This window comes from [Anoxybacillus] calidus (genome assembly GCF_013760845.1).
Lineage (GTDB): Bacteria > Bacillota > Bacilli > Bacillales > Anoxybacillaceae > Paranoxybacillus > Paranoxybacillus calidus.
In genome coordinates this window covers 279,801-301,692 of the sequence record NZ_JACDUU010000003.1, presented here as the reverse complement: position 1 = coordinate 301,692, position 21,892 = coordinate 279,801, and the positions used below count along the sequence as shown (strand labels likewise).

The window sequence follows — 21,892 nt, the reverse complement described above, 5'->3', positions numbered from 1 at the left end:
GTGTCAGCCCTATATCTCCCATAAGCTATATGATGGATTAGTCGTGAAGTCAAACACTTTATGAAGATGCTGACAAAAAAGGTTTCAAGCAAAAAGAAGATGATTTTATACAATAGTAGTGCTCATCTTCTTTTTGGATTTCGCCGTTGTGCATTTTCGTTTGTCGACAGTTAACCTTTTCTTGTTCTAGCCCGCTCTTCTTCATTTAAACGCTTAATTTCGGAAATGATTTCTTTCATTTGTTCCTTCGCATCGGGATATAATTCATTCCAGTGTTTCCCTAATGCCGGCATGGACTTTGCGATATGAGAATAAAGGGCCCAAATTTTCACTTTTTCTTTTAATTCTGGATTGCTTTTGCCAAGCAATAACTCGGTATATTTTTCTACTAATGCCTCAAACTGCTCTACAAATGATTGATTCATTCTTTCTCCTCCAGCATATTGAAAAGTTTTTATCCTAATTATAAATAAAAATTTCCAAATTACACAAACTATAGTAAACGCTTTTCCCTTAGAAGGTGAATTATCATGTTCAAATGGTTCCGCAAGAAGCAAAATAAACAAAAGCAAGCGTCACCGATCAACACAACGTGGGAATTATTGAATGTATTGGCACAATCAATGGATTTCGAAAAACAAACTTTTACAAATGCCAATTCACAGCAACACTTTTGGATGTCATATATTGTCCCTTTAGTTGATTTTGAAGTTGTCCAAAAAAACATTTTGCCTTTTTTGCTTCATTCCCCTATTGAAACATTAGATGATATAAAACAGATGATTCCTGTTGAAGATATCATTATTACATCTAATGTTACCACTGTCGAAGAGAAGATGCATGAAGGCTATTTATTTGTACAGTTTAATGAATTTGCTAATAAAGGGGCTTTGATTAAAGCACAACGAAACGTTATTAGAAACGTTTCAATCCCTGAAGTAGAATTTAGCGTTGTTGGTCCAAAGGAAACGTTTCTCGAATCGCTAGAGGTTAATTTACACCTATTACGGAAACGCATTCCCTGTAATCATTTAACAGTTAAAATCCTTAAAATAGGCAAGTTATCAAAAACGAAAATAGCGATTATTTATCTCAAAGGCATTGCCGATGAAGAAAATGTTAACACGGTTACACAAAGAATTAGCGAGATTGATTTTGATCAAATCACAGACAGCTCTTATATTGTACAGTTAATTTCCGATAATCAAAATTCTCCCTTTCCTCAGCTATTGGATACAGAACGACCAGACCGGGTGGCTGCTATTTTAGCTGAAGGAAAAGTGGCAATTATTGTCGACGGCTCGCCGCATGCATTAATTGGTCCAACAACATTAGTGGAGTTCTTTTCATCATTTGAAGACTATTTTTTAAACTGGTATATCGCATCGTTTTTTCGTCTCATTCGTTTATTTTCCGTAGCATTTTCCGTATTAATTACGCCTATTTACGTTGCGACACTAAGCTATCATTACGAACTAATTCCGAAAGACTTATTAGGCACACTGATTACATCGCGCCGAGAAATACCGTTTCCTCCTATTTTAGAAGCATTGTTTTTAGAGTTGACGATTGAGCTTTTAAGAGAGGCAGGAGCAAGACTGCCGACAAAAGTCGGTCAGACAATTGGTATCGTAGGCGGTATCGTCATTGGAACAGCTTCGGTTGAAGCAGGTTTAACAAGTAATGTCTTGCTTATTCTTGTTGCTTTAGCGGCACTGGCATCATTTACGACCCCGGTTTATAAAATGGGCAATACGATTCGTTTAATGAGATTCCCGTTCTTATTGTTTGCGGAACTTTGGGGACTATTAGGCGTTGTATTCTGCTTTTGTATTTTTATGGGGCATTTACTGCAACTAACATCTTTAGGCAGACCGTTTTTGGAGCCTATTTATCCACTAAGGCTCACTGATTTGAAAGACGCACTAATCCGTTTGCCATTTTCAAACCAATCAACGAGACCGCAACAGCTTCACCCTAATCAACTATTTCGCTTTTCTAGAAAAAAAGCAAAGCAGAAAAAAGATATTGATGAATAAATGGGGAGGAACATATGCAAGCAATTTCTGAGCGGTTTAAAATTTCTCCATTTCTTGTCTTTTTTATCATTACCGATATGCAAATCGGTATCGGCGTATTAGGATATCAACGTATTATTGCAAAATCAGCAGGATACGATGCCTGGATTTCTATTATCATAGCTGGAATCGTGGGCCACATCATCATTTGGATGATGTATTATATTTTGCAAAAAACAGGCGGCAATTTTGTTGAATCGAACCAAAGAATTTTCGGCAAATTCATTGGCAATGCTTTAAATTTTATTTTAGTTCTGTATTATACAGCACTTACTATAAGTGTTCTTCGTACCTATATTGAAGTGATTCAAGTTTGGATGTTCCCAGAGTTAGAGACATGGGCTTTTGCTGCTGCTTTGATGCTGCTTACCATCTATATTGTTTTAGGCGGCTTTCGGGTAGTCGTTGGTGTCTGCTTTTTCGGAATTATATTACCTGCCTATTTAATTTTTATGTTTGCTTATACGTTTGAGTATGCGAACTTCCGGATGCTTTTGCCTATTTTTGAACACGCTGTACTCGACATCTTAAAGGCAACGAAAGATATGACATTAACCATACTAGGGTTTGAGACATTGCTAATTTATTATCCATTTATTAAGAATCCGGAGCAATCGAAAAAATGGGCACATTTAGCGATGCTTTCAACAACTCTTCTATATGCTGTAATAGCAGTGATTACTTTCGCTTACTTTAGTGAAAAGCAGCTGCAAAAACATATTTGGCCGACTTTATCGATATGGAAAACCGTTGAAATGCCGTTTATTGAACGTTTTGAATATATCGGTATTGCCAATTGGACGATTGTTATACTTCCGGATATGTGTTTAGCCATTTGGTGCGCATCAAGAATCATGAAACAAATAACAAACATTCGACAAAAACACTCTTTAGTTATACTCGCTACACTCTGTACAATCGCCGCTTCTTTTATAAAAACGCGCGAAGATGTGAATGTACTCAATGATATAGTAGCAAATATCGGCTTTTATTTTTTATACGCTTTTGTTCCACTCATGTTCACTATTATTTACGTTATGCATAAAGTGAGGAAAAAAGCATGAAAAAATGGTATTATTTCCTTTTCGGCTGTTTTCTGATTATGGCTGGAGGCTGTATCCGCAAGGAAATTTTAGATGATATCAATATTTTAAGTGCCTTCGGCTATGATTATGTGGACGAAAACAAAATAAGAGGGACGGCTCTGATTTCTGTGTATGAAACAGATAATATTTCAAATGAAACATTCGTAGCAACATCAATCACTAGTAAAGATATACTTGAGCAATTACAGCATAAATCATCCGATCCACTCGCAAACGGAAGTATTGAAGTTATATTATATGAAGATAAGTTAGCCAAAAAAGGGATTATGCCAATTATGGATACATTGAGCCGCGATCCAAGTCTTGGAACAAGGTTGTATTTAACGGTTGTTAAAGGAACGGCCAAAGAAGTTTTAGAAGGGAAATATGCGAATAGAGGAAACGGAATTTATTTATCGAATTTAATTAGACAAAACATTGAGCAGCGCGATATTCCGAAAACAAATTTGCATAAATTTTTGTATGCTTATTACTCAGATGGGAGAGATCCTTTTCTCCCTTACATACAAAGATCCAAAGATAAAGTCAAAATTGTTGGTATCGCTCTATTTGACAACGATCGTATGGTTCATTACATCAAAGGAGATGAAATGTTTTACTTTAAAATTTTGGTCGATCGCTATACAGAAGGAACGCACACTATTCAACTGGAAAACGATGAATATGCCGCGATAAAAAGTATTGTTACAAACCGCACCTTTTCTTTTTCTGGTTCGAAAGAGCATCCAAAAATTACCGTAAAAATTAAAATAGAAGGCGTCTTGTACGAGTATTCAGGCGGACATTATAACAAGAAAGTAAAACGCATGATTGAAAAAAGCTTTGAAAAAGAAATCATAAAGGAATCAGGCAACCTTATTAAACATTTACAGTCTCATCAAATTGACCCAATTGGGTTTGGTGACGAAGCAAAGAGCCGATATCGAAATTTTAGCTATAAAACGTTTTACGAAAATTATCCAACCCTTGATATTGAAGTACAAGCAAAAGCAACAATCATTGATTCAGGCATTGTGGAGTAAACTTTGTTGTTTTTCTTTCAAACCAGAATGTCCTTAAACCATTCTTTGATTCACTCGATGTGATGTGTGAACATGACACAATAGTAAAAAGAGCCGTTACTTAAGTATAAAAGCCTGCCATATAAACCGGCAGGCTCAAGCCATTTTTATCACCAAATTCCACCATAAGGGATTCCGTATCCGTAGCCATAACCGCCATAGAACGGACTTAGTAGCGCGCTACCCAACAATCCTCCTAAAAGACCGCCGCCAAAGCCGCCAAAGAATGGGCCGCCGAAGCCGCCAAAAAATGGACCGCCAAAGAACGGACGGCCAAAGAACGGACCACCAAAGAATGGACGGCCAAAGAAGGGACCGCCAAAGAACGGACGGCCAAAACCACCAAATCCCCATGGGCGCCCAAATCCCCATATTCTTGTATCTTGTAAATTCACATCACTCATCGTATTTATCCTCCTTAGTGTTTGTTTCATACACTTTATACATATGTAGGACAAATGTGGAAGGATTGGGCGAATACACTGCGTTTTGCTGCTTTTTATTTATCAATAAAAATGCGCTGTCAAGATTGACTTGACAGCGTGTAAAGCTAAATCTGTTTAATTTTAACCATTTCCGCAATGGCATCAAAAAGAATGTCAACGGCGATTTCCATCTCTTCTTCTTTCATTGCTAGTACAGGAATAAACGTTAACACAGGACCTAATGGTCTGATAATGAGCCCACGCTTTCTTGCTTCTAAAATAATTTTATGCTCGATTTGCTCTGAACGATCGAAAATTTCTTTTGTTTTCTTATCCTTCACGATTTCGATTCCAACCATTAACCCTTTCTGGCGAACATCACCTACAATCGGCAGTTCATAAAGCTTTTGCAGCTTACCTGCCAATGCTTGAGCCTTTCGTTGTACATCTGAAACTAAGTTTCTCTTCTCGATTAACTCAATATTTTTTAAAGCAACAGAACAAGATAATTGGTTTCCCGTATATGTATGTCCATGGAAGAATGTTTTATTTTCATGAACCTCTCCTAAAAAGGCAGAATAGACTTCTTCCGTTGTTAACGTTGCCGCAAGCGGTAAATATCCGCCTGTAATGCCTTTTCCTAAGCATACAATATCCGGCTCGACATCTTCTTGTTCACAAGCAAATAATGTTCCTGTTCTCCCGAATCCTACAGCCACTTCATCACAAATAAGCAAAACATTGTATTTGCGGCAAAGCTTTTCAACACCTTTTAAAAACCCTTTCGGATGTGTAATGATTCCTGCCGCACCTTGAACGAGCGGTTCCACAATCATTCCCGCGACTTCCTCATGCCGCTGTTCAAGAGTTTCCTCAAGCTGTTTTAAACAATAATTCACAATCTCTTCTTCATCACCATATTCATCCATACGGTACACATACGGAGAAGGAACCTCGATTCTTTCAAACAACAACGGCCTAAAGATTCGATGGAATAAATCCATTCCACCTACACTTACAGCACCAATTGTATCCCCGTGATAAGCTTCTTTTAATGAGATAAATTTGTTTTTATGCTTGTAGCGAACAGGGTCAATGTTTTGCCAATATTGATATGCCATCTTCAGAGCAATTTCAACAGCAGCAGCCCCAGTATCAGAGTAAAATACTTTTGATAAATTTCCTCCCCAAATTTCAACTAGTTTTTTCGCTAATAGAATAGAAGGAACATTAGCAGAGCCTAGAAGAGTTGAATGAGAGATTTTTTCGATTTGTTCATGCAACGCTTCATTTAATTCAGGGTCGTTATGTCCATGTACATTTACCCATAAAGATGCGTAACCGTCCAAATATCGATTCCCATCTACATCATAAAGATAACTTCCCTTTCCTCTTTCAATAATTAACGGCTTTTCTTCTACATATGCCTTCATTTGTGTAAATGGATGCCAAACATACTGTTTATCAAATTGTTCTAATTGTTCATAACTATACTTCAATGGATAAACCTCCTAACAACATATTGTTTAACTCTTGATTATTCAAAAACTTCTTCACTAATTGCATGAGATGATCTTTGGAAGGCTGTTCTAAAGTAGACAATTTTGCAAGAATTGGCAAATTCAACATCTTTTGTATCGTGCGTACATTATCAACATGAATCATATTGTTTTGGTCAAAGTGGTTAAATATGAGTCCAATGATATCAATGTTGTGCTTCTCTGCATAAGATACAGTTGTGACTGTATGATGAATAGCTCCTAATCCTGCCACAGACACAATAATTGTTGGTAGCTCACATTCTTGAATCAAATCCTTTGTCATATAAAAATCATGATCATTTTCTATCAGTGGTACCGCAAGCCCACCGGCTCCTTCTACAAGAACGACATCATATTGATTCTTGAATTCTAAAATTTTATTTTTTATTAACTTCGGTTCAATGGTAGTATGAGTGAGTTGTGAAGCCAAATGAGGGGATACAGCTGGTTCCATATAATACAGCCCTGTCGAACCCGTTTCTTCTTCAAGCACTGTTTCATACCAATATTGATCAGCGAAAGAGGAGCTTTCTTCAGCTAATCCTGTTTGTATCGGCTTAAAAATCTTTGTTTTCATCCCCAATTCTTGCAATGCAAGAGATAGAAAAGAAGTCACAATGGTTTTACCAATTTCTGTTCCCGTGCCAGTTATAAAAATCGCTTTGCCCATTAGGAAACAACCTCCTGTCTATGAATGATGAAGTTCGTTCGCGGAAGGAGACGAGCTATGAGGATGGAACAAATGATACATAAGAAAATATCACCCGGTACTGGAAGTGCAAATCCAAATAACAATGTTTGTCCAATGGTGAAAGGCTTTTCCACAACAAATTTCATAGAAGCATACAACCAAAGGCATCCAATTAGATATACAACGAGAAGACTAGAAAAATTCGCAAGAAAAATAGAAGCAACTCTAGCAAACTTAAATCGTTGGATGAACCATCCATTCACATAAGCTCCTAAAATAAAACCGATTAAATATCCAAACGTAGGTTTGAACACATAACCTAGTCCTCCTCCTTCCGCGAAAACCGGCGCACCAGCTAGTCCAATCAACACATACACTAGCTGACTTAGCATCCCGTATTTTGGTCCTAATAAACACCCTGCCAAATAAACAGATACAATTTGCAAAGTAAACGGAACGTAAGGAATCGGGATTTTAATAAACCCACCTATTGCCGTTAACGCAGCAAAAAGAGCGACCAAAGCCATCGAACGTGTTTTCATTGTTTACCTCCAATTCCAATATTTTGATTTATATTCTGAACGACAAGGTTATAATTGTCAACTATTTTTTATTATAGGTTAACATATAGTTAAAAAGGACTAATATATGTTTAAAACCGCTGGTATCATGACCAGCGGTTTTAATGATCATCTTATTCAACCAATCATACAATTCCTCATTGCTTTTTCTTACAATCGGATGAAACAAGAAACTAAAAATAAAGCGATTAAGGTTATGAATAAATATCTCTTTCTCATTACCTTTCATTATTATATAACCATTATTAATAAAAACACGTCTGATCTCCCATCAAGCGTGTTTTCTACATCGATTTATGAATCGTTAAGATTTTTGGTCCACATTGACAAAGGATAGAGTGTTTTAATCGGCGCACCGGTTGTTGGCATCGCTCACAAAGGATTGGTTTGGGCATAGACGATTCTCCCTTCAATTCGAACATACATCCACTTTCCTCATATGCGAAAAAGGGACAGACGATTATTCATATCTTTCCCTAATCTTTTACATAGCTAGATGAGTCTTGTATCGTAAGATCCTTATTTTGTTTTCTCGTTAACGGTGTTATAAACCGATAGATAATTTTTCAATTAACAAAGAGAGAAGTGATTTTACAATTTTCATTATACATCATTTATTTTTAAAATCAATATAAAATTATAATAATTTTAATTTAATAACAACCATATGATATGACTTGAATACAAAGAAATGGTATAATATTTTTAAAATTTTTAAAAAAAGGAGATGGGACAATGTATGATGTAGCGATTATCGGTGCTGGTCCTGCCGGAGCAAGTGCTGCTATTTTTACCGCAAAAGCCGGAAAGAAAACAGTGCTGATTGATAATGACAAAAGCATTACAAAACGAGCTTGGATTGAAAACCACTACGGAGTTATGGAAGCCACAGGTCCAGATTTAGTGGAAACGGGAAAAAAACAAGCGGTCAAATTCGGAGCAGAACTCGTGAACGAACAAGTGGTCAACATCCAAAAATCAGAAGCAGGTTTCCAAGTAGAAACCGAAAACCAATTTTTTGAAGCCAAACACGTCATCTTGGCAACAGGTGTAGCAACCGATCTCGCTGAAAAAATTGGCGTGAAAACAAAACAAGGTACAGAACCACGCATTAAAACGGTCATCGACGTCGATGCCGCTGGACGTACCAACATCGAAGGAATTTGGGCAGCTGGAACTGTAGCAGGGGTAAGCGTACATACGATTATCACGGCCGGCGATGGCGCGAAAGTAGCCATTAACATCATCAGCGAGCTCAACGGTGAACGATATGTCGACCATGATGTGTTAAAATCGTAAATAAGACAGGAGCTGATCCATAGCTTCTCTTCATAGCGGCGGAGCCGATGCCGGGAATCTCCATTACTAGAGAGGGAAATTCCCAGGAAAGCGAGGTTCGCGCACGCTGGCAGGCGTCTTCTGCATCGGGAACATGCTTTGCTACGGCTTCCAGTTCTTCCGGCTGAACTCGAATCGTAGTCATTGCAGTTCCTCTATTTTTCGCTAAATCTGTGCGATTTCCCTTCTCATTACTTTCAAGTAACGAGTCAAAAATGTTGCATTCCCCCCTCTTATAAAATAAAAAAAGACACCTTGAAAGAGTGTCACACACTCATTCAAGGTGTCTATAATTACTTATATTGTACGATTCCTAAAAATCTAAACCGATTTTTTATTTACATTTCCATTATATTGAAGGTTATAAAGTAAAATAACTGAGCTCGCTTCTTGATTTAAACGCTCACCGCAAAGCTTTATAAATTTTGGAATTATTTCCTCATCATAAGAAAAACCTTCAAAGTAGAACACGTAAATCATTCAATGGTTTATCATAGAATTCTACTTCTCTAAAATCTTCATTATAGTAATCAATGTTAAATTCTTTTTCAAATTCGGAAGGTAATAAATCTCCATCTTCTGTATAACTATTCAAAATATAGTTTTGAAGATCCCTGCTAATGAACAATGATATAAATCCTTCTCATACTCCTAATTGTATTACAACCAATTTATATTGGCACTCTCAATCCTGTCAATTTTGTTGACATGTTAATACCATGGGTAATTTCACCCATGGTTCATAATAAATTAATTACATTTTTATTATTTTTATATCACTCTTATCTTCTTCCGCTACATCCATTGCATTATATAATACTTCAAAAAAAGTTTTCCCCTCACTAGTTGCAAAATAATTTGCTAAATTAGTTACTTTTGAACTTATCTTATCTCCCCATGGCGGAACTTTTGATAAATCGTCAATATCCCATACAACTTGTTCAGGTGAATATTTTGAAAGTTGTTCTTCAATTTCTTTTAATTGATTCCTTGCTTTTGGTACATCATGCCATTTTAATTTATCATTGTACAAATCATTCATTAATAGAGGATACTTTGTCCCCCAACCTTCCTCTTCTAAATGAAATGAAATGGTAGAAAAGAAAGAATGAAGGAAATCTGGATGTCCTACTTCATAGAAAAAGCAATCCACTAAGAAACCTACCGGCATAAATGTTCACCCCCTAGTTTATTTTAAATATTATTTCGGCCACACCATTTGTTATTTCATTTATTCTATTTCTCACATCTCTTAATACATCCCTTGATGTGTTTTGTCCTCTAACGTCTATTATAACTGTCTGCTTTGTACCACTTGGCAAGTCATTTATTCTCTTATTAATCTGTTTTGAAACATTTCTTACTAAGTTACTTCTCCCTGATGAAGTAGTCAAGTTATAGTTTTTTACTTCTATACTATGTCCTTTAATATAAAAATCCGGTCTGGAACTATGTTTTGTACCATGCTGTACTTCAACACCATCTTTAAATGACACTTGGTCACGGTATCCTGGATATTCTTTTCCTATGTCAATTTCTGATTGTCTCCAAGACGGTCTAGCATTAACCGTCCCCTTACCAACCACCTCATCCCCAGTTTTGCCAATTATGTTCATCGTAGTTTCTTTTACTTCTTCCTTGGCTTCGCTCATCCATACGCGGGATGCTGGACCGATTCCCGCAAAGGCGAGCTGCAGTTGGACAGATCGAACGCTGTCAAGAAGATCGTCCCATTGCTTCTTGAACGAACGGATCGTTTGGGTAATCGGCGCTTTTACGACTTGGTAGTATACCGCTTGAAGGGCAGGCATAACTTTATCATAGCGGAGAACATGTTTTGTTTGCGAGACCAATTTGGACACATCCGCTGCTGTTCCTGCCGCTTTCGCTCCTTTCACCGCAGCTTTGCCGGCGATGCCTACCCCTTTGGCAGGAGGTAAGATGGACAACAATAGCATTCCTCCCGCAAGCAGGCGGTCCCATCCTGAAATCCGTTCTCCGGTGATCGGATCGTATTCTCCAAACAATCGCTGCAAGTCATACCAGCCACTAAGCTCCAGCCCAAATTCTTTCATGTTATCGGCGAGCGTTTGGTCCGCCTGGCGCATCGCCGCGGCCGTACGATACAGCAGTTCCTCGGCCTCATTCAGCTTTTCTTCATAGCGCCGGAGCCAATGAAGCAGTTCGTCTGTAAGCTCCTGAATAGCGGCAGAGCCGATGCCGGGAATCTCCATCACGAGAGAGGGAATCCCCCAGGAAAGCGAGGTTTGCGCACGCTGGCAGGCGTCTTCCGCATCGGGGACATGCTTTGCTACTGCTTCCAGCTCTTCCGGATTGACTCGAATCGTAGTCATTATAGCTCCTCTATCTTTCGACGAATTTTGGCGATTTCCCTGCTTATTTCATGAAGAAGCTCGTCTGCGGTCGCATAAATACGTGCCTCGATTTGCCGCAAGTCCCCGTATACCAATTCATACGCTGCTCTCGACTCTCCCTGCCAATACGGAACATACTCGTCATTTGCGCGATAAAATGCACGAGTGCCATGTTGAAATTCCTCGATCGCTTCTTCGACCTGTCCCTGATAGGATTGAAGGCAGCCGATCATGGCTGCATATGCCCGGCGCTTTGCTTCTTTTTCGATGGATTCCAATAAAGACGCCACCTTGATTCCTCCCCCCATTTATACGCTATTTAAATGGTAACATAAGGAAAATAAGGATAAATCATGATATGTTCCTGTTTTTCCAGATGACAAACAGGACTTTTTCCTTATCTATTATTCTGCCATACTAAACATGTCAAAGTTCCTTCGAAAATAACCTGTTTACGGAACAAACTTTTTCATGCGCGGAACGATTACCGTGAAGATGACGATAAGAAATCCTAAAATGAAAAAGCCGAACAGCCATGGCAGAAACGATGATGATGTTCGTTCCGTCTTATCCAATGGTTGTCGAGACGGAACAGATTGTGTTTGCTGCATATTACGCTGACGAAAAAAATAGCTGCATAAATTCAGCTATTTCTCTCTGTTTAACGTGTCCGTTTTCTTGACATAATACCAGTGGGAAATTTACACAATAATTTGGACTTGACCTTCATTGAATCATTTCACAGCATCGGCAAAACAAAAATCCGTTCTCTTCTTAACGACGATGTAGAGGGTGACTTCTCTTGAGAAGGGGAAAGGCTAAATCAACCATTCTCCTTCCCAGGAGCTCATCAAACGCAGTGCTGCGATAGGATGGATTTGAAATAGTCCTTCCTTTGATGTGTCTACTTTCTTTACATAATACTAGAGTTAAATAATTTTAATTCAGTAGTTCTAAAATTGTTTTATAAAAATACTCACATGCCTCTTCCTCTGATTTAAAAATCTTTAATTGTGATTTCACCCCACGCTCACTATAATAAACTTCCCAAACACTGCCTTCTTTATTTAAGCAAAGTGCCTCATTAGGCAATCCTCCTTTTAAACTGTATAAATCTTTCGGAACATCTAAATCAAGTAGTAATTGGTGCAATTCATCTTTTTTCATTATACTTTACCACCCTTCTAAGAACTCCTTGCTCAATTAAATCTTTAACTGATTGGTTAAGCTCATATTGAATACCCAGACCTGGTTCATCAAACCACGGAGCAATCCTGCCCGCCTGCACCTCAATCGGTTTGGTAACTACATAAACATTATATGGCTTTAAAAACGTTTCAGGAGCTAGTGAGCGCATTTCATAGGGGACCCCATATGGAGAAACAAACGTTCCACCCTCATAACCAAATCGATCTATAATTGTACCTGGCTTTAATATTATTCTTTCAGGCTCACCTAATACTCCACGATTAGGAGGCCAAATAATTTCTCCCTCAGGAGTATAATAATGAGGGTTAGATTTTACAAGATCATAACTTTTTTCCTGAATAGTTGGTTTTGGATAATTAGTTTTTATACGCCTCTCTCTATCCAAAGCCTTCCACTCTTCTCGTGTCATTGTCCTTTCACCAGGTTGCGGTCTATAGCCCTTGGTTTCAAGACTATTACCTGTCCCCTTAGCGACATCACCCGTTCCTTTCTCTCCAACTTGACTCATCGAAAAGCGCACCGAGCTGGCGGATTCTTCAGCGATTCCTATCACCCGTCCACTTGGCACCGCTCCAACTCCATCGGCGGCTAGCTGCGGTCCCTGTAGGACAGAGCCAACATTTTCGAGAAGGTTCTCCCATCGCTTTTTGAACGACCGGATTGTTTCGGTGATTGGTCTTTTGATGACTTGGTGATAGATCGTTTGAAAGAACGATTTGATCTTATCATAATTGAGGACGTTTTTCGTTTTCGAGATCAATTTCGAAACATCCACCGCTGTTTCCGCCGCTTTCGCTCCTTTGATCGCGGCTTTACCGGCGACGCCTGCTCCTTTGACCGGAGGAACAAAAGAAGCCAATAACATTCCTCCCGCAACCAAGCGGTCCCATCCTGAAATCCGTTCTCCAGTCACTGGATCGTATTCTCCAAACAATCGCTGCAAGTCATACCAGCCACTAAGCTCCAGCCCAAATTCTTTCATGTTGTCGGCGAGCGTTTGGTCTGCCTGGCTTATTGCCGCGGCTGTTCGATACAGCAGTTCTTCCGCTTCATTCAGCTTTTCTTCATAGCGCCGGAGCCAATGAAGCAGTTCGTCTGTAAGCTCCTGAATAGCGGCAGAGCCGATGCCGGGAATCTCCATCACGAGAGAGGGAAGCCCCCAGGAAAGCGAGGTTTGCGCACGCTGGCAGGCGTCTTCCGCATCGGGGACATGCTTTGCTACCGTTTCCAGTTCTTCCGGCTGAACTCGAATCGTAGTCATTGTATCTCCTCTATCTTTCGCTGTATTCGGGCAATTTCCCTGCTAATTTCATGAAGAAGCTCATCTGCGGTCGCATAAATATGTGCTTCGATTTGCCGCAAGTCCCCGTATACCAATTCATACGCTTCCCTCGATTCTCCCTGCCAATGCGGAACATACTCGTCATTTGCGCGATAAAATGCACGAGTGCCATGATGAAATTCCTCGATCGCTTCTTCGACCTGCCCCCGATAGGATTGAAGGCAGCGGATCATGGCTACATATGCCCGACGCTTTGCTTCTTTTTCGATGGATTCCAATAAGGATGACACCTTCATCCCCTCCCCCATTTACACACTATTTAAATGGTAACATAAGGAAAATAAGAATAAATCATGATATATTCCTATTTTCTAGACAGCAACCAGGGCTTTTTCCTTATTTATCCATTATTCCATACTAAACATATAGAACATTTTGTTTACGGAACAAACTTTTTCATTCGTGGAACGATTACCGTGAAGATGACGATAAGAAAGCCAAAAATGAAAAAGCCAAACACCCATGGCAGAAACGATGATGATGTTCGTTCCGTCTCATCCAATGGTTGACGAGACGGAACGGATTGCTCTTCGATAGAAGAAAATAATCCTAGTTTCTCCGCTTTGGCGGCAATAGTATTTGTTCCTTTTTCTCTCGATAAAAATAACTGTGCTTTTGTTTGCCCGACGAAAGAAGAGGTTGATCTTTGAAATGTTAGCGATGTTTGCACCTCCGGTAAATCTCTCTTTTCATCGAGCAGTGACTCTTCATGAATGTAATCGGTGCGTAAATCAATTTCCTGCTGTTTATATTGATTTGGTTCAATTTCTAGCCACTCGTCCGTTTCCGCGTAAACCGTCACTCCCATCGCAGCCAATACAGAGCAGAGGAAGAGAAACAAGAACATCACAAGACGTCCTTTACCCTTCATATGTTTCCTCCTTCTGCAGAGCGGCTAGACGCTGCTTCAAAAACGGAACAGCGGACATGAACAGCGTGACAACTCCTAACGCAATGACAGCTGGATAAAATGCTTGCTGGTCTCCATATTGAATCGACATGTACGTTTCTGATATCGGATGATCAAAGCTAAAGTTTGGCAACACTAAGTCGAGTAATGGAGTAATGAAAAACAGGATTAAGCCGACTCCGAGCACCCAACCAGTAAACGGTCCGATGAAAAAGGCCAAGCGAACAATAGCGGAACAGAAAAATAATAAAATAATGGTAAATATGCTCCACTTGAGTGCCTGCACATCTTGCATCGGATAAATTCGCAATCCATATGTGCTGATGATGAATCCAACAAGCAAGTTCATCATGACCAACAAGGCAATCTGCATCAGGAGCGGAACGGAAGAATAATAATGCAGGAAGAACCCAATGAGCATGCCGCACAGCAAAATAATAACAAGCATCACGACAGGCGGCGTGTACGTTGTTTTCTCTTCCGGGATATCTCCGCTTACTTGTACCGGATTGGTTAAGTAATCATACACATAACCATTTGTTTGGTTGTCTACCATCGTATTGTCTAACAGATCATATACATCATTTTTAATTTGTTTTGTTGTATTGACATTGGCTGCCCATTTGCTGTTTAACTCATCCGCTCGCTCTTGGACCGATGCCACTTTTTCATGCAGAGCATTCGTATAATCGATAATCCGGTCTTGCCCTTCGGCCATGGATGTGACCAAATCAGAAATTTGCGCGACGTCTTGCATCGTATTTTGCTGCATGGTAATAACAAATTCACCATCATTGGCTCCTAACGTCGAATGGATTGTTTCTGATTCATTCATAGCTTGCTGAAGCTGTTCTGTTACTTTATTTGCGGCGTCGTTTAGTGCTTGTAATTGTCCCATCAACTCTTCCTGCACTTTTTCCACATTTTCATCATATTGCCGTATATATCCAAGCGTTGCTTCCACAAAAGAATGAACATTATTTTCGACCGCTTCTGCGTCTTTCAAAGAAGTAGACAAATGATGCTGTAACTGATAAAAATATGGAATTTCGCTATGAATATTTGATAAAATTTGGAAAACACCCTCTTCTTCCTTCCAATTTAAAATCAGCTGATCCACGAATGCTTCATCAAAATTCCCTATTCGCTTTAACGCATCCTCAAAAATCGATAACCAAGCAAAATAGGCGAGAAGATCATTCATGTTTCTACTTTGAATAGCCGGCTGAAAGCTGGCTGATAATTGTTGCTTTTGCTCTTCGGACAACGATGAGGACTGAAGAATAGCTTGTTCTTTGGCGACAATTTGCTGAACCACTGTTTCTTCCGATAGCCCATTGTCGTCATTCTCCTGCTCGGCCAACTGCTTTGCTAATTGCGCGTATTTTTCCCGCCATTGTTGCTGAAGGGCTAGCTGCTTTTGCCATGCTTCTTTTGCCTTTTGTATTTCTACTTCCAACTGATTCATGACATTGTCAATATTCCTCCAGCTTCTTGATGTATCTTGCCCCTCCTGCGTCTCTTGTGGTTGTTGAGGCTTTATCGTTTGCAGCTCGGTCTTTAAAGACGCCAGCTGCTGCTGCAACTCATTCAGCCATTCCCCATTCCCTGATGGCTGTGGCAACTCTCCCGTTACCGGCTGTTCATTCGGTGCTGACGGAGTTGTGGCGGATTGCAGCTGCTGCCGTAGCGGAATGAGTTTTTGCTGCACTTCGTCCAATGTCTTTGTATCTGTTTGTTGTTGATATTGACGAATGAGGTCTTTTTGCAACGCAAGCAGTTGTTCAAACTGTTCATCAACGCTTGAATTTTTCAGCTGGTCATGGAGATTCGTCAATGCCGTATGACTGTTTGTAACCGTATTACGCAGTGTAGATACAGATTCTAACAATGTTTGTCCATTTAATTCAAACTCCGGTTTGACATTCCATGGCCGTTCTACGACGGAACGTATTCCCCCGCTCATCATCGCTTCATACTGATGAATTCCTTCTTGAATGATGTCATGCTGCCTTTGCTGATACTCTTTGTACGCCTGAATATCCTCGATAAACGAAGCAATTTCCGCTTCCGCCTGCTCCAAACCTTTTAATGTATCGTTGGAGGAGCTTTCGGCGTTTTTCGAAGACGAAAGCAGCTGGTCAAGCATCTTCTTTTGACTCTCGATCTCTTTTGTTAATTTTGTAGAGCTAGGGGTGTAAAAATCGTACATCGTCTTTTGAAAAGCGATTTCTTTTTCCAAAATATCACTAAATTTTTTTCGAATATCTTCTACCGCTTGACCGACATAGCTCCAATACAGCGTAGACATCTTTTGATTGATCGTATTTTTGGCTGTCTCTAACTCTTTCTGTACCCGTTCCCGATTTTTTGCCTCGAGATTTGGCTGGATTTTATATTGAACGGTTGCCTTTAGCGGCTGTTTTTCATGAAAGGTCAAAATGTTTCTTGAAAAATCGGATGGCAAATAAACAACAGCGTCGTATTGACCGTCCGCTAGCCCTTTTTCCGCCTGACTGCGATTGACGACAGACCACTGATAATTAGAGCGATCATCAAGGGCTGGTATAATTTCTTTGCCGAATTCGTATGTTCTCTTATCATAATCAGCTCCTATATCTTCGTTGACTACCGCGATTCGGTTTGTTGTCCTCTCTGTTACCTTCATCGGGTGATGGCCAATGAACGTAAAGAATAGTACAGGAAGAGCAGCAATAAACACAATCTTCGCGATCAACTTGACGATTTTCCCTTTTTCAGTCATATGATTCACCTTATTTCCTTTATTCTACTTTTGGGATTTGCATTTTCTGTTCTTTTCCATTTAAGACAAAATAGCCAAACCCTGGGTCCACTTCTGGTTCATGTCGCGTAAATGGCAATGTAAACAAGCTTTGTTCCGATTTTTTCATGACGAGGATCGCTTGACGAATTTGTTTCAGTTCGGTTGTCAGCGCATCAAAGCCCTTCGTAAATTCATTCGCATTTCCTGCGACAATAACACTAAATCCGAGATGACTGTATCGCTTCATCATCATCGCGATTTGCTCGTGAATTTTACTATCGACAGACTGCTGAAGCCGGGAAAGGCTATCCGCAACAAAAACAACAGGTGAAAAGACTTGTACATGAACATCTGTTTTCCCGATTGCCGCTAAGTACTCTTCCTCTCTCTTTTGTAATATTCCATTTACCTCGTCAAGCCAATGGTGCATTTGCTCTTTTGTTTCTATATAGGTGACGTTTTCTTTATCAGCATATAAAGCAAGGCCGCGGTCAACTCCATCAAATAGCCCGATGCCTGCTGTCGGCTGGGCGAGTAATGATTCCAATATCACTTTGATCGCATTCGTCTTCCCTTTTCGAGATTGTCCTACCACAAGACAATGCGGATTTGTTTGTATATGAAGCGAAATCGGACGAACAGTCTCTTCATCAAGACCAATCGGAATCAAGCCAGGCAGCGGCTGAACCACATACGTTTTCGCAAAGACTGCAAATGGCAACCGCGATGGAAGCATCGGAATAGGCTGTGGACTGCGCGTGCCTTTATATTTTTCTTTCAACCTTGCTATCTCTTCCTTCACGTTTTCAAGCACCGCGATGTCATCTTCCCCATCAGCCGGAAGATATATTTGTGTTAAGACCGCTTGCTCTTTTTTTACTAGTGCTCGCCCCGGAATCGGCTCGACATCGTACGGAGTTCGTCCAATGATGGAAAACCGCTCCGAACTGTCAAGGAAATAATGAACGATTTTCGTTTTTAAATTGTTCATGAGCGGCGGGCGAATCCCACTGATTCTCGTTGCCGTCAGCATCAAAAATATGCCGAGCGATTGTCCATCACGCGCATATTGAATGAGCTGTGTTTCCAGCTCCGGCATTTCTTCTTTGACAAGATCAAAGTTATCAATCGTTATAAAGATAATCGGAAGCTTCTCATCGGAAAGCGTGTTATACCATTTAATCGTACTTACCTCTTTTTCCATAAAACGCTGCTTTCGCCGTTCGATTTCTTCTTTCATCAACTTCATGAATTTCTCAATTTTCTTTTCATCATCAAGCCGAAAGTAATCAGCCGTATGTGGCAATTGCCTTAGCGGTAGCAACGCGCTGTTGCCAAAGTCGAAAATATAATAATGAAGTTGTTCCGGACTATAGACGGACGCAAAGCTCATTAACAATGTCATCGTCGTTGTCGATTTCCCATATCCCGCAGAACCAAAAATGCCGATATTTCCATCTTCAAGCCATTGATATAAGTAGTCCGATTGCCGCTGCAGTTCCGGTTCATCTTTTAGACCAATCGGAAAATGAACGGTGTCTTGTTCTAGTAAGAAAGGGCGATGTAAGCGCGAAGATAGCGGCGGCAACCATGGACTCGGGAGCTTTTTGATCCCGAGTTGTTGCTGTACCTTGATCATTTCTTGAACAACCATTTCAATTTCTGTTTTTTGTTTTTTCTTGTTTTTCTTCATTTTCGCATCAATATTTGAAACCGGGATAAGTCCTAAATCCGTGACAATATAAATATCATCTTCTGATTCAAAGCCTTCTTCTATATACGGCGCACCGCTCCATGCCGATTGAAATAACTCATATACCTCATTATTTCCAACTTGAAGATACGCGCGTCCTGTTACAGTAATCGTAGCCGCATCTCCGTTTTTCAATATTTCCTTACTGTCGCTGGCATCTTGCACTTTTAAGCTGATGCGAAAGCGGGCATTGCTCCAAATTTGCTCGTCGATGACTCCTCTTGGCTTTTGTGTTGCTAAAATAAGATGAACTCCTAAGCTGCGGCCAATCCGCGCCGCGCTGACCAATTCGCGAATAAAGTCCGGTTCTTCGCTTTTTAATTCGGCAAATTCATCGGCGATTAAGAATAGGTGCGGAAGAGGCTCTTTTGCCTTTCCTTGTTTATATAACTCCATATAGTCATTGATGTGATTTACTTCATATCGGTCAAACAAGCGCTGACGCTTTTTCAACTCACTATTAATGGAAGCCAATGCGCGCGCGCTGAAGTTTTTGCTGCCGTGAATATTCGTAATAGTGCCTAATAAATGTGGAATGTTTTTAAACGGCTGTGCCATGCCGCCTCCCTTATAGTCAATGAGCAAAAATGCGACCTCATGAGGGTGAAAATGCACCGCCAATGACAAAATGTACGTTTGCAGTAGTTCACTTTTCCCGGACCCTGTCGTTCCCGCGACAAGCCCGTGTGGACCGTGCACTTTTTCATGCAAGTTCAGCTCTACGACGTCTTTTTTGCCTTTTAGTCCAATTGGAACGGCCAACGAGCGCGAAGGTTGATGAATCATCCAATTTTCCTTAATATTTATCTCTTCCGCTTTCTTCACTTGAAGTAATTCGAAAAACGTGACTTTTTCTGGAATAGAGTTGTGCATTCCCCTTTGATGATCTAAAGAGCGCAATAGGCGCGCGAACCGCTCGTTTCCTTCCCGAGTATGTTCATCGAGTGTAAACGGAATATGCGCTGCTTTCCGGTGCTGGATTAAAATTTCTCCATCCCGCTCGTTGATATATTGTACAAGCGTATGAATGTTTTCTGTTAAACTTTCCTTTGTATCGGAAGCAAAAATGACGGAAATGCCGATATCTTCGTTTTTCTCCTCTAAATATTCCAAAATGACATGTTCCGCAATTAAAGAGCGGTTGGCAACGATAAACACGAAATGCGGGGAAAACCGTTTCTTCTCTTTTTCTTCGTCCAGGTCGCGCTCCCTCAACATTTCGTAAATAGACGACAACAATTGGTCACGTGTCTGTTCGTTATAAATAAATCCCTTCGCAAAAGAATTGGGCAGTTGAAAATGCGGGAGCCATTTCATCCATTCCCAATCCTTATAATCTTTTTCAGCAAAGATGGCAACAAACCGTACATCATGATAACTGTGGAAAAAGGCGATTTGCCCTACAAGCTGCTGAATTTCATGATTAACGATCGCAGCTTTTCCGATCATTCCCATTGCCCCGCTTGACAAATCAATCGTAAGCGGCACATTTTTTACTGTTTGATAAACTTGTGCCATCTGTTGAGCCTGCTCTAATAAATCATCGATTTCCCGGTTGGCCAAATCACTCATACTCACCGACACTTCATATGTAGATGGAACATCTGCTTTCCCGATCCGAAGATAAAGGAAATCGTCGCTTTCCATCGTTCGTTCCCAAATACGGTCGCTAATTTGCAACACGAACGATTTCATCTTTTCAAATGACGGAAAGTGATAATATAGCACGTTTCTTTGTTTCTCGGATAGCGCGTGAAGCTCTTCCCGTTTTTGTTCCAAGTAATTCGTATAAATGCGCTGTCGTTTCTCTTTCCGTGCTTTTCGATTCTTTCTTTCCCGAAAATATTGCACGGTCGATGTCACTAACGTTGTCGCAAACATCACGATTGAAATGAGAATAAAGATACCCCGCGGCTGAATTAAAGCAATAATTCCCATAACAAGAAGCATCATCAACGGCGGTAAAATCATTAGCCATAAACCACGCTGATCTCCGTCTCCTTCTTGGCTTGGAAACGAAACCGTAACCTTTTCTCTTGGCGGTTCATAAATCATGCGCGGTGTCCGGTGATAAACAGGATATTTTTTTTTCATTTCCGAAACCGGCGGTAATGTTTCCGTCAGCGAAGATGTTATCTCTTGGCTGCTCGTAACCGCTAATAAATCATCCTCTAAAAAAACAAATTGTACATACGGACATAGGACCATGTCCCCGTTTTGTAAAGGAGCAACATTGGATATTTTCGCTCCATTGAGAAACAAAGGAGATTCATTATTTGGAGTAACCAACCATTCTCCCTGTTTTTTGATAAACGATACCCTCGCCGTTTGAGTTTGAATGTCTGCTTGTGGCTCAGGCGCTACCATTAGTTCGGTTTTATTTCCAACATAATAAATGTGTTTTTTTATTTCCTTGTCAATCCACACGACCGTGATCGTTTGTCCATCGTCATCCACCGTAAAGGGATCATACGGCTTCAACTCCCCAATTGGTTGATCTCCTTGAAGCATCGTCATGGTGGCAGCATCTTTTTGTTTTCTTATTTCTATATATCCGTTATGAAATAAAAAAGATGGGATGGTGACATGATGCTCTAGTTTATTTCCAATAGAAATACAATCCTCTTGTCCTGTCAGCGGGAATCGCTGACAAATATCCTCATAAAAAACCCATAATTGACTCATATAATCCTCTCC

19 protein-coding genes and 1 pseudogene are annotated in these 21,892 nt (G+C 40.2%); 4 read left to right on the top strand and 16 right to left on the bottom strand.

Features of this window, described 5'->3' with window-relative positions:
* Positions 1–170: 170 nt before the first annotated feature.
* On the bottom strand, positions 171–425 hold the full coding sequence (locus HNQ85_RS08285) for a YusU family protein (protein WP_181537266.1): 255 nt from the start codon (positions 423–425) through the stop codon (positions 171–173).
* A 105-nt stretch (positions 426–530) separates the two neighbouring features.
* Between HNQ85_RS08285 and HNQ85_RS08280 the strand changes: the two genes are divergently transcribed.
* From HNQ85_RS08280 to HNQ85_RS08270, 3 genes are read left to right on the top strand one after another with little or no spacing between them, the layout of a single operon-like run.
* Entirely contained in the window at positions 531–2,039 is a 1,509-nt protein-coding gene (locus HNQ85_RS08280) for a spore germination protein (protein WP_181537265.1), read from the top strand.
* Between the two features lie 14 nt (positions 2,040–2,053).
* On the top strand, positions 2,054–3,142 hold the full coding sequence (locus HNQ85_RS08275; RefSeq protein WP_181537264.1) for a GerAB/ArcD/ProY family transporter: 1,089 nt from the start codon (positions 2,054–2,056) through the stop codon (positions 3,140–3,142).
* The gene (locus HNQ85_RS08270; protein ID WP_181537263.1) at positions 3,139–4,206 is read left to right on the top strand and encodes a Ger(x)C family spore germination protein; all 1,068 of its coding nucleotides are present in this window, start codon (positions 3,139–3,141) and stop codon (positions 4,204–4,206) included. The genes HNQ85_RS08275 and HNQ85_RS08270 overlap by 4 nt, the downstream gene beginning before the upstream one ends.
* A gap of 149 nt (positions 4,207–4,355) precedes the next feature.
* On the opposite strand, the gene HNQ85_RS08265 is transcribed toward HNQ85_RS08270, so the two are convergent.
* From HNQ85_RS08265 to HNQ85_RS08250, 4 genes are all read right to left on the bottom strand, one after another.
* A complete protein-coding gene (locus tag HNQ85_RS08265) occupies positions 4,356–4,649 on the bottom strand; it encodes a hypothetical protein (protein WP_181537262.1) in 294 nt (97 codons plus the stop codon).
* 146 nt (positions 4,650–4,795) lie between these two features.
* Positions 4,796–6,169 (bottom strand): adenosylmethionine--8-amino-7-oxononanoate transaminase, encoded by a 1,374-nt coding sequence (bioA, locus tag HNQ85_RS08260; protein WP_181537261.1) that lies wholly within the window; start codon positions 6,167–6,169, stop codon positions 4,796–4,798.
* Positions 6,159–6,881, bottom strand: a complete 723-nt coding sequence (gene bioD / locus HNQ85_RS08255; RefSeq protein ID WP_181537260.1) for a dethiobiotin synthase — start codon at positions 6,879–6,881, stop codon at positions 6,159–6,161. The genes bioA and bioD overlap by 11 nt, the downstream gene beginning before the upstream one ends.
* On the bottom strand, positions 6,881–7,444 hold the full coding sequence (locus HNQ85_RS08250; RefSeq protein WP_181537259.1) for a biotin transporter BioY: 564 nt from the start codon (positions 7,442–7,444) through the stop codon (positions 6,881–6,883). Before HNQ85_RS08250 ends, bioD begins: the two co-directional genes overlap by 1 nt.
* A 774-nt stretch (positions 7,445–8,218) precedes the next feature.
* Here HNQ85_RS08250 and HNQ85_RS08245 point away from each other — a divergent pair.
* The gene (locus HNQ85_RS08245) at positions 8,219–8,782 is read left to right on the top strand and encodes an FAD-dependent oxidoreductase (RefSeq protein WP_181537258.1); all 564 of its coding nucleotides are present in this window, start codon (positions 8,219–8,221) and stop codon (positions 8,780–8,782) included.
* Here HNQ85_RS08245 and HNQ85_RS18050 read toward each other — a convergent pair.
* The 11 genes and pseudogenes from HNQ85_RS18050 to essC all read right to left on the bottom strand — a co-directional run.
* Positions 8,777–8,966 (bottom strand): annotated as a pseudogene (locus tag HNQ85_RS18050) (pre-toxin TG domain-containing protein); the annotation flags it as partial. The gene HNQ85_RS08245 and the pseudogene HNQ85_RS18050 overlap by 6 nt on opposite strands.
* Before the next feature lie 312 nt (positions 8,967–9,278).
* Complete coding sequence (locus HNQ85_RS17590; protein WP_246326831.1) at positions 9,279–9,416, bottom strand: immunity 22 family protein; 138 nt, start codon at positions 9,414–9,416, stop codon at positions 9,279–9,281.
* Positions 9,417–9,575: 159 nt separating this feature from the next.
* Positions 9,576–9,992 carry an immunity 70 family protein gene (locus tag HNQ85_RS08235; protein ID WP_181537257.1) on the bottom strand — a complete coding sequence of 139 codons (417 nt, stop codon included), beginning with the start codon at positions 9,990–9,992 and terminating at the stop codon, positions 9,576–9,578.
* 13 nt (positions 9,993–10,005) lie between these two features.
* Complete coding sequence (locus tag HNQ85_RS08230; RefSeq protein ID WP_181537256.1) at positions 10,006–11,175, bottom strand: pre-toxin TG domain-containing protein; 1,170 nt, start codon at positions 11,173–11,175, stop codon at positions 10,006–10,008.
* The gene (locus HNQ85_RS08225; RefSeq protein WP_181537255.1) at positions 11,175–11,486 is read right to left on the bottom strand and encodes a DUF5082 domain-containing protein; all 312 of its coding nucleotides are present in this window, start codon (positions 11,484–11,486) and stop codon (positions 11,175–11,177) included. The genes HNQ85_RS08230 and HNQ85_RS08225 overlap by 1 nt, the downstream gene beginning before the upstream one ends.
* Before the next feature lie 649 nt (positions 11,487–12,135).
* Entirely contained in the window at positions 12,136–12,363 is a 228-nt protein-coding gene (locus tag HNQ85_RS08215; protein WP_013876263.1) for a hypothetical protein, read from the bottom strand.
* Positions 12,350–13,666 (bottom strand): glycohydrolase toxin TNT-related protein, encoded by a 1,317-nt coding sequence (locus tag HNQ85_RS08210; RefSeq protein WP_181537254.1) that lies wholly within the window; start codon positions 13,664–13,666, stop codon positions 12,350–12,352. The genes HNQ85_RS08215 and HNQ85_RS08210 overlap by 14 nt, the downstream gene beginning before the upstream one ends.
* Positions 13,663–13,977 (bottom strand): DUF5082 domain-containing protein, encoded by a 315-nt coding sequence (locus HNQ85_RS08205; RefSeq protein ID WP_181537253.1) that lies wholly within the window; start codon positions 13,975–13,977, stop codon positions 13,663–13,665. The genes HNQ85_RS08210 and HNQ85_RS08205 overlap by 4 nt, the downstream gene beginning before the upstream one ends.
* A gap of 149 nt (positions 13,978–14,126) precedes the next feature.
* Positions 14,127–14,618, bottom strand: coding sequence for a type VII secretion protein EssA (gene essA / locus HNQ85_RS08200; protein ID WP_181537252.1), 492 nt, complete (start codon positions 14,616–14,618; stop codon positions 14,127–14,129).
* On the bottom strand, positions 14,608–17,421 hold the full coding sequence (esaA, locus tag HNQ85_RS08195; protein ID WP_181537251.1) for a type VII secretion protein EsaA: 2,814 nt from the start codon (positions 17,419–17,421) through the stop codon (positions 14,608–14,610). The genes essA and esaA overlap by 11 nt, the downstream gene beginning before the upstream one ends.
* Positions 17,422–17,440: 19 nt before the next feature.
* Positions 17,441–21,880 (bottom strand): type VII secretion protein EssC, encoded by a 4,440-nt coding sequence (gene essC / locus HNQ85_RS08190; RefSeq protein WP_181537250.1) that lies wholly within the window; start codon positions 21,878–21,880, stop codon positions 17,441–17,443.
* Between the last annotated feature and the right edge of the window lie 12 nt (positions 21,881–21,892).

Bases quoted from the DNA above. Each gene is read 5' to 3' on its own strand.
- HNQ85_RS08285 (WP_181537266.1), bottom strand. From the start codon at position 425: ATGAATCAATCATTTGTAGAGCAGTTTGAGGCATTAGTAGAAAAATAT.
- HNQ85_RS08210 (WP_181537254.1), bottom strand. From the start codon at position 13,666: ATGACTACGATTCGAGTTCAGCCGGAAGAACTGGAAACGGTAGCAAAG.
- HNQ85_RS08250 (WP_181537259.1), bottom strand. From the start codon at position 7,444: ATGAAAACACGTTCGATGGCTTTGGTCGCTCTTTTTGCTGCGTTAACG.
- HNQ85_RS08215 (WP_013876263.1), bottom strand. From the start codon at position 12,363: ATGAAAAAAGATGAATTGCACCAATTACTACTTGATTTAGATGTTCCG.
- essA (WP_181537252.1), bottom strand. From the start codon at position 14,618: ATGAAGGGTAAAGGACGTCTTGTGATGTTCTTGTTTCTCTTCCTCTGC.
- HNQ85_RS08280 (WP_181537265.1), top strand. From the start codon at position 531: ATGTTCAAATGGTTCCGCAAGAAGCAAAATAAACAAAAGCAAGCGTCA.
- essC (WP_181537250.1), bottom strand. From the start codon at position 21,880: ATGAGTCAATTATGGGTTTTTTATGAGGATATTTGTCAGCGATTCCCG.
- HNQ85_RS08235 (WP_181537257.1), bottom strand. From the start codon at position 9,992: ATGCCGGTAGGTTTCTTAGTGGATTGCTTTTTCTATGAAGTAGGACAT.
- HNQ85_RS08245 (WP_181537258.1), top strand. From the start codon at position 8,219: ATGTATGATGTAGCGATTATCGGTGCTGGTCCTGCCGGAGCAAGTGCT.
- esaA (WP_181537251.1), bottom strand. From the start codon at position 17,421: ATGACTGAAAAAGGGAAAATCGTCAAGTTGATCGCGAAGATTGTGTTT.
- HNQ85_RS08230 (WP_181537256.1), bottom strand. From the start codon at position 11,175: ATGACTACGATTCGAGTCAATCCGGAAGAGCTGGAAGCAGTAGCAAAG.
- HNQ85_RS08265 (WP_181537262.1), bottom strand. From the start codon at position 4,649: ATGAGTGATGTGAATTTACAAGATACAAGAATATGGGGATTTGGGCGC.
- bioD (WP_181537260.1), bottom strand. From the start codon at position 6,881: ATGGGCAAAGCGATTTTTATAACTGGCACGGGAACAGAAATTGGTAAA.
- HNQ85_RS08275 (WP_181537264.1), top strand. From the start codon at position 2,054: ATGCAAGCAATTTCTGAGCGGTTTAAAATTTCTCCATTTCTTGTCTTT.
- HNQ85_RS08270 (WP_181537263.1), top strand. From the start codon at position 3,139: ATGAAAAAATGGTATTATTTCCTTTTCGGCTGTTTTCTGATTATGGCT.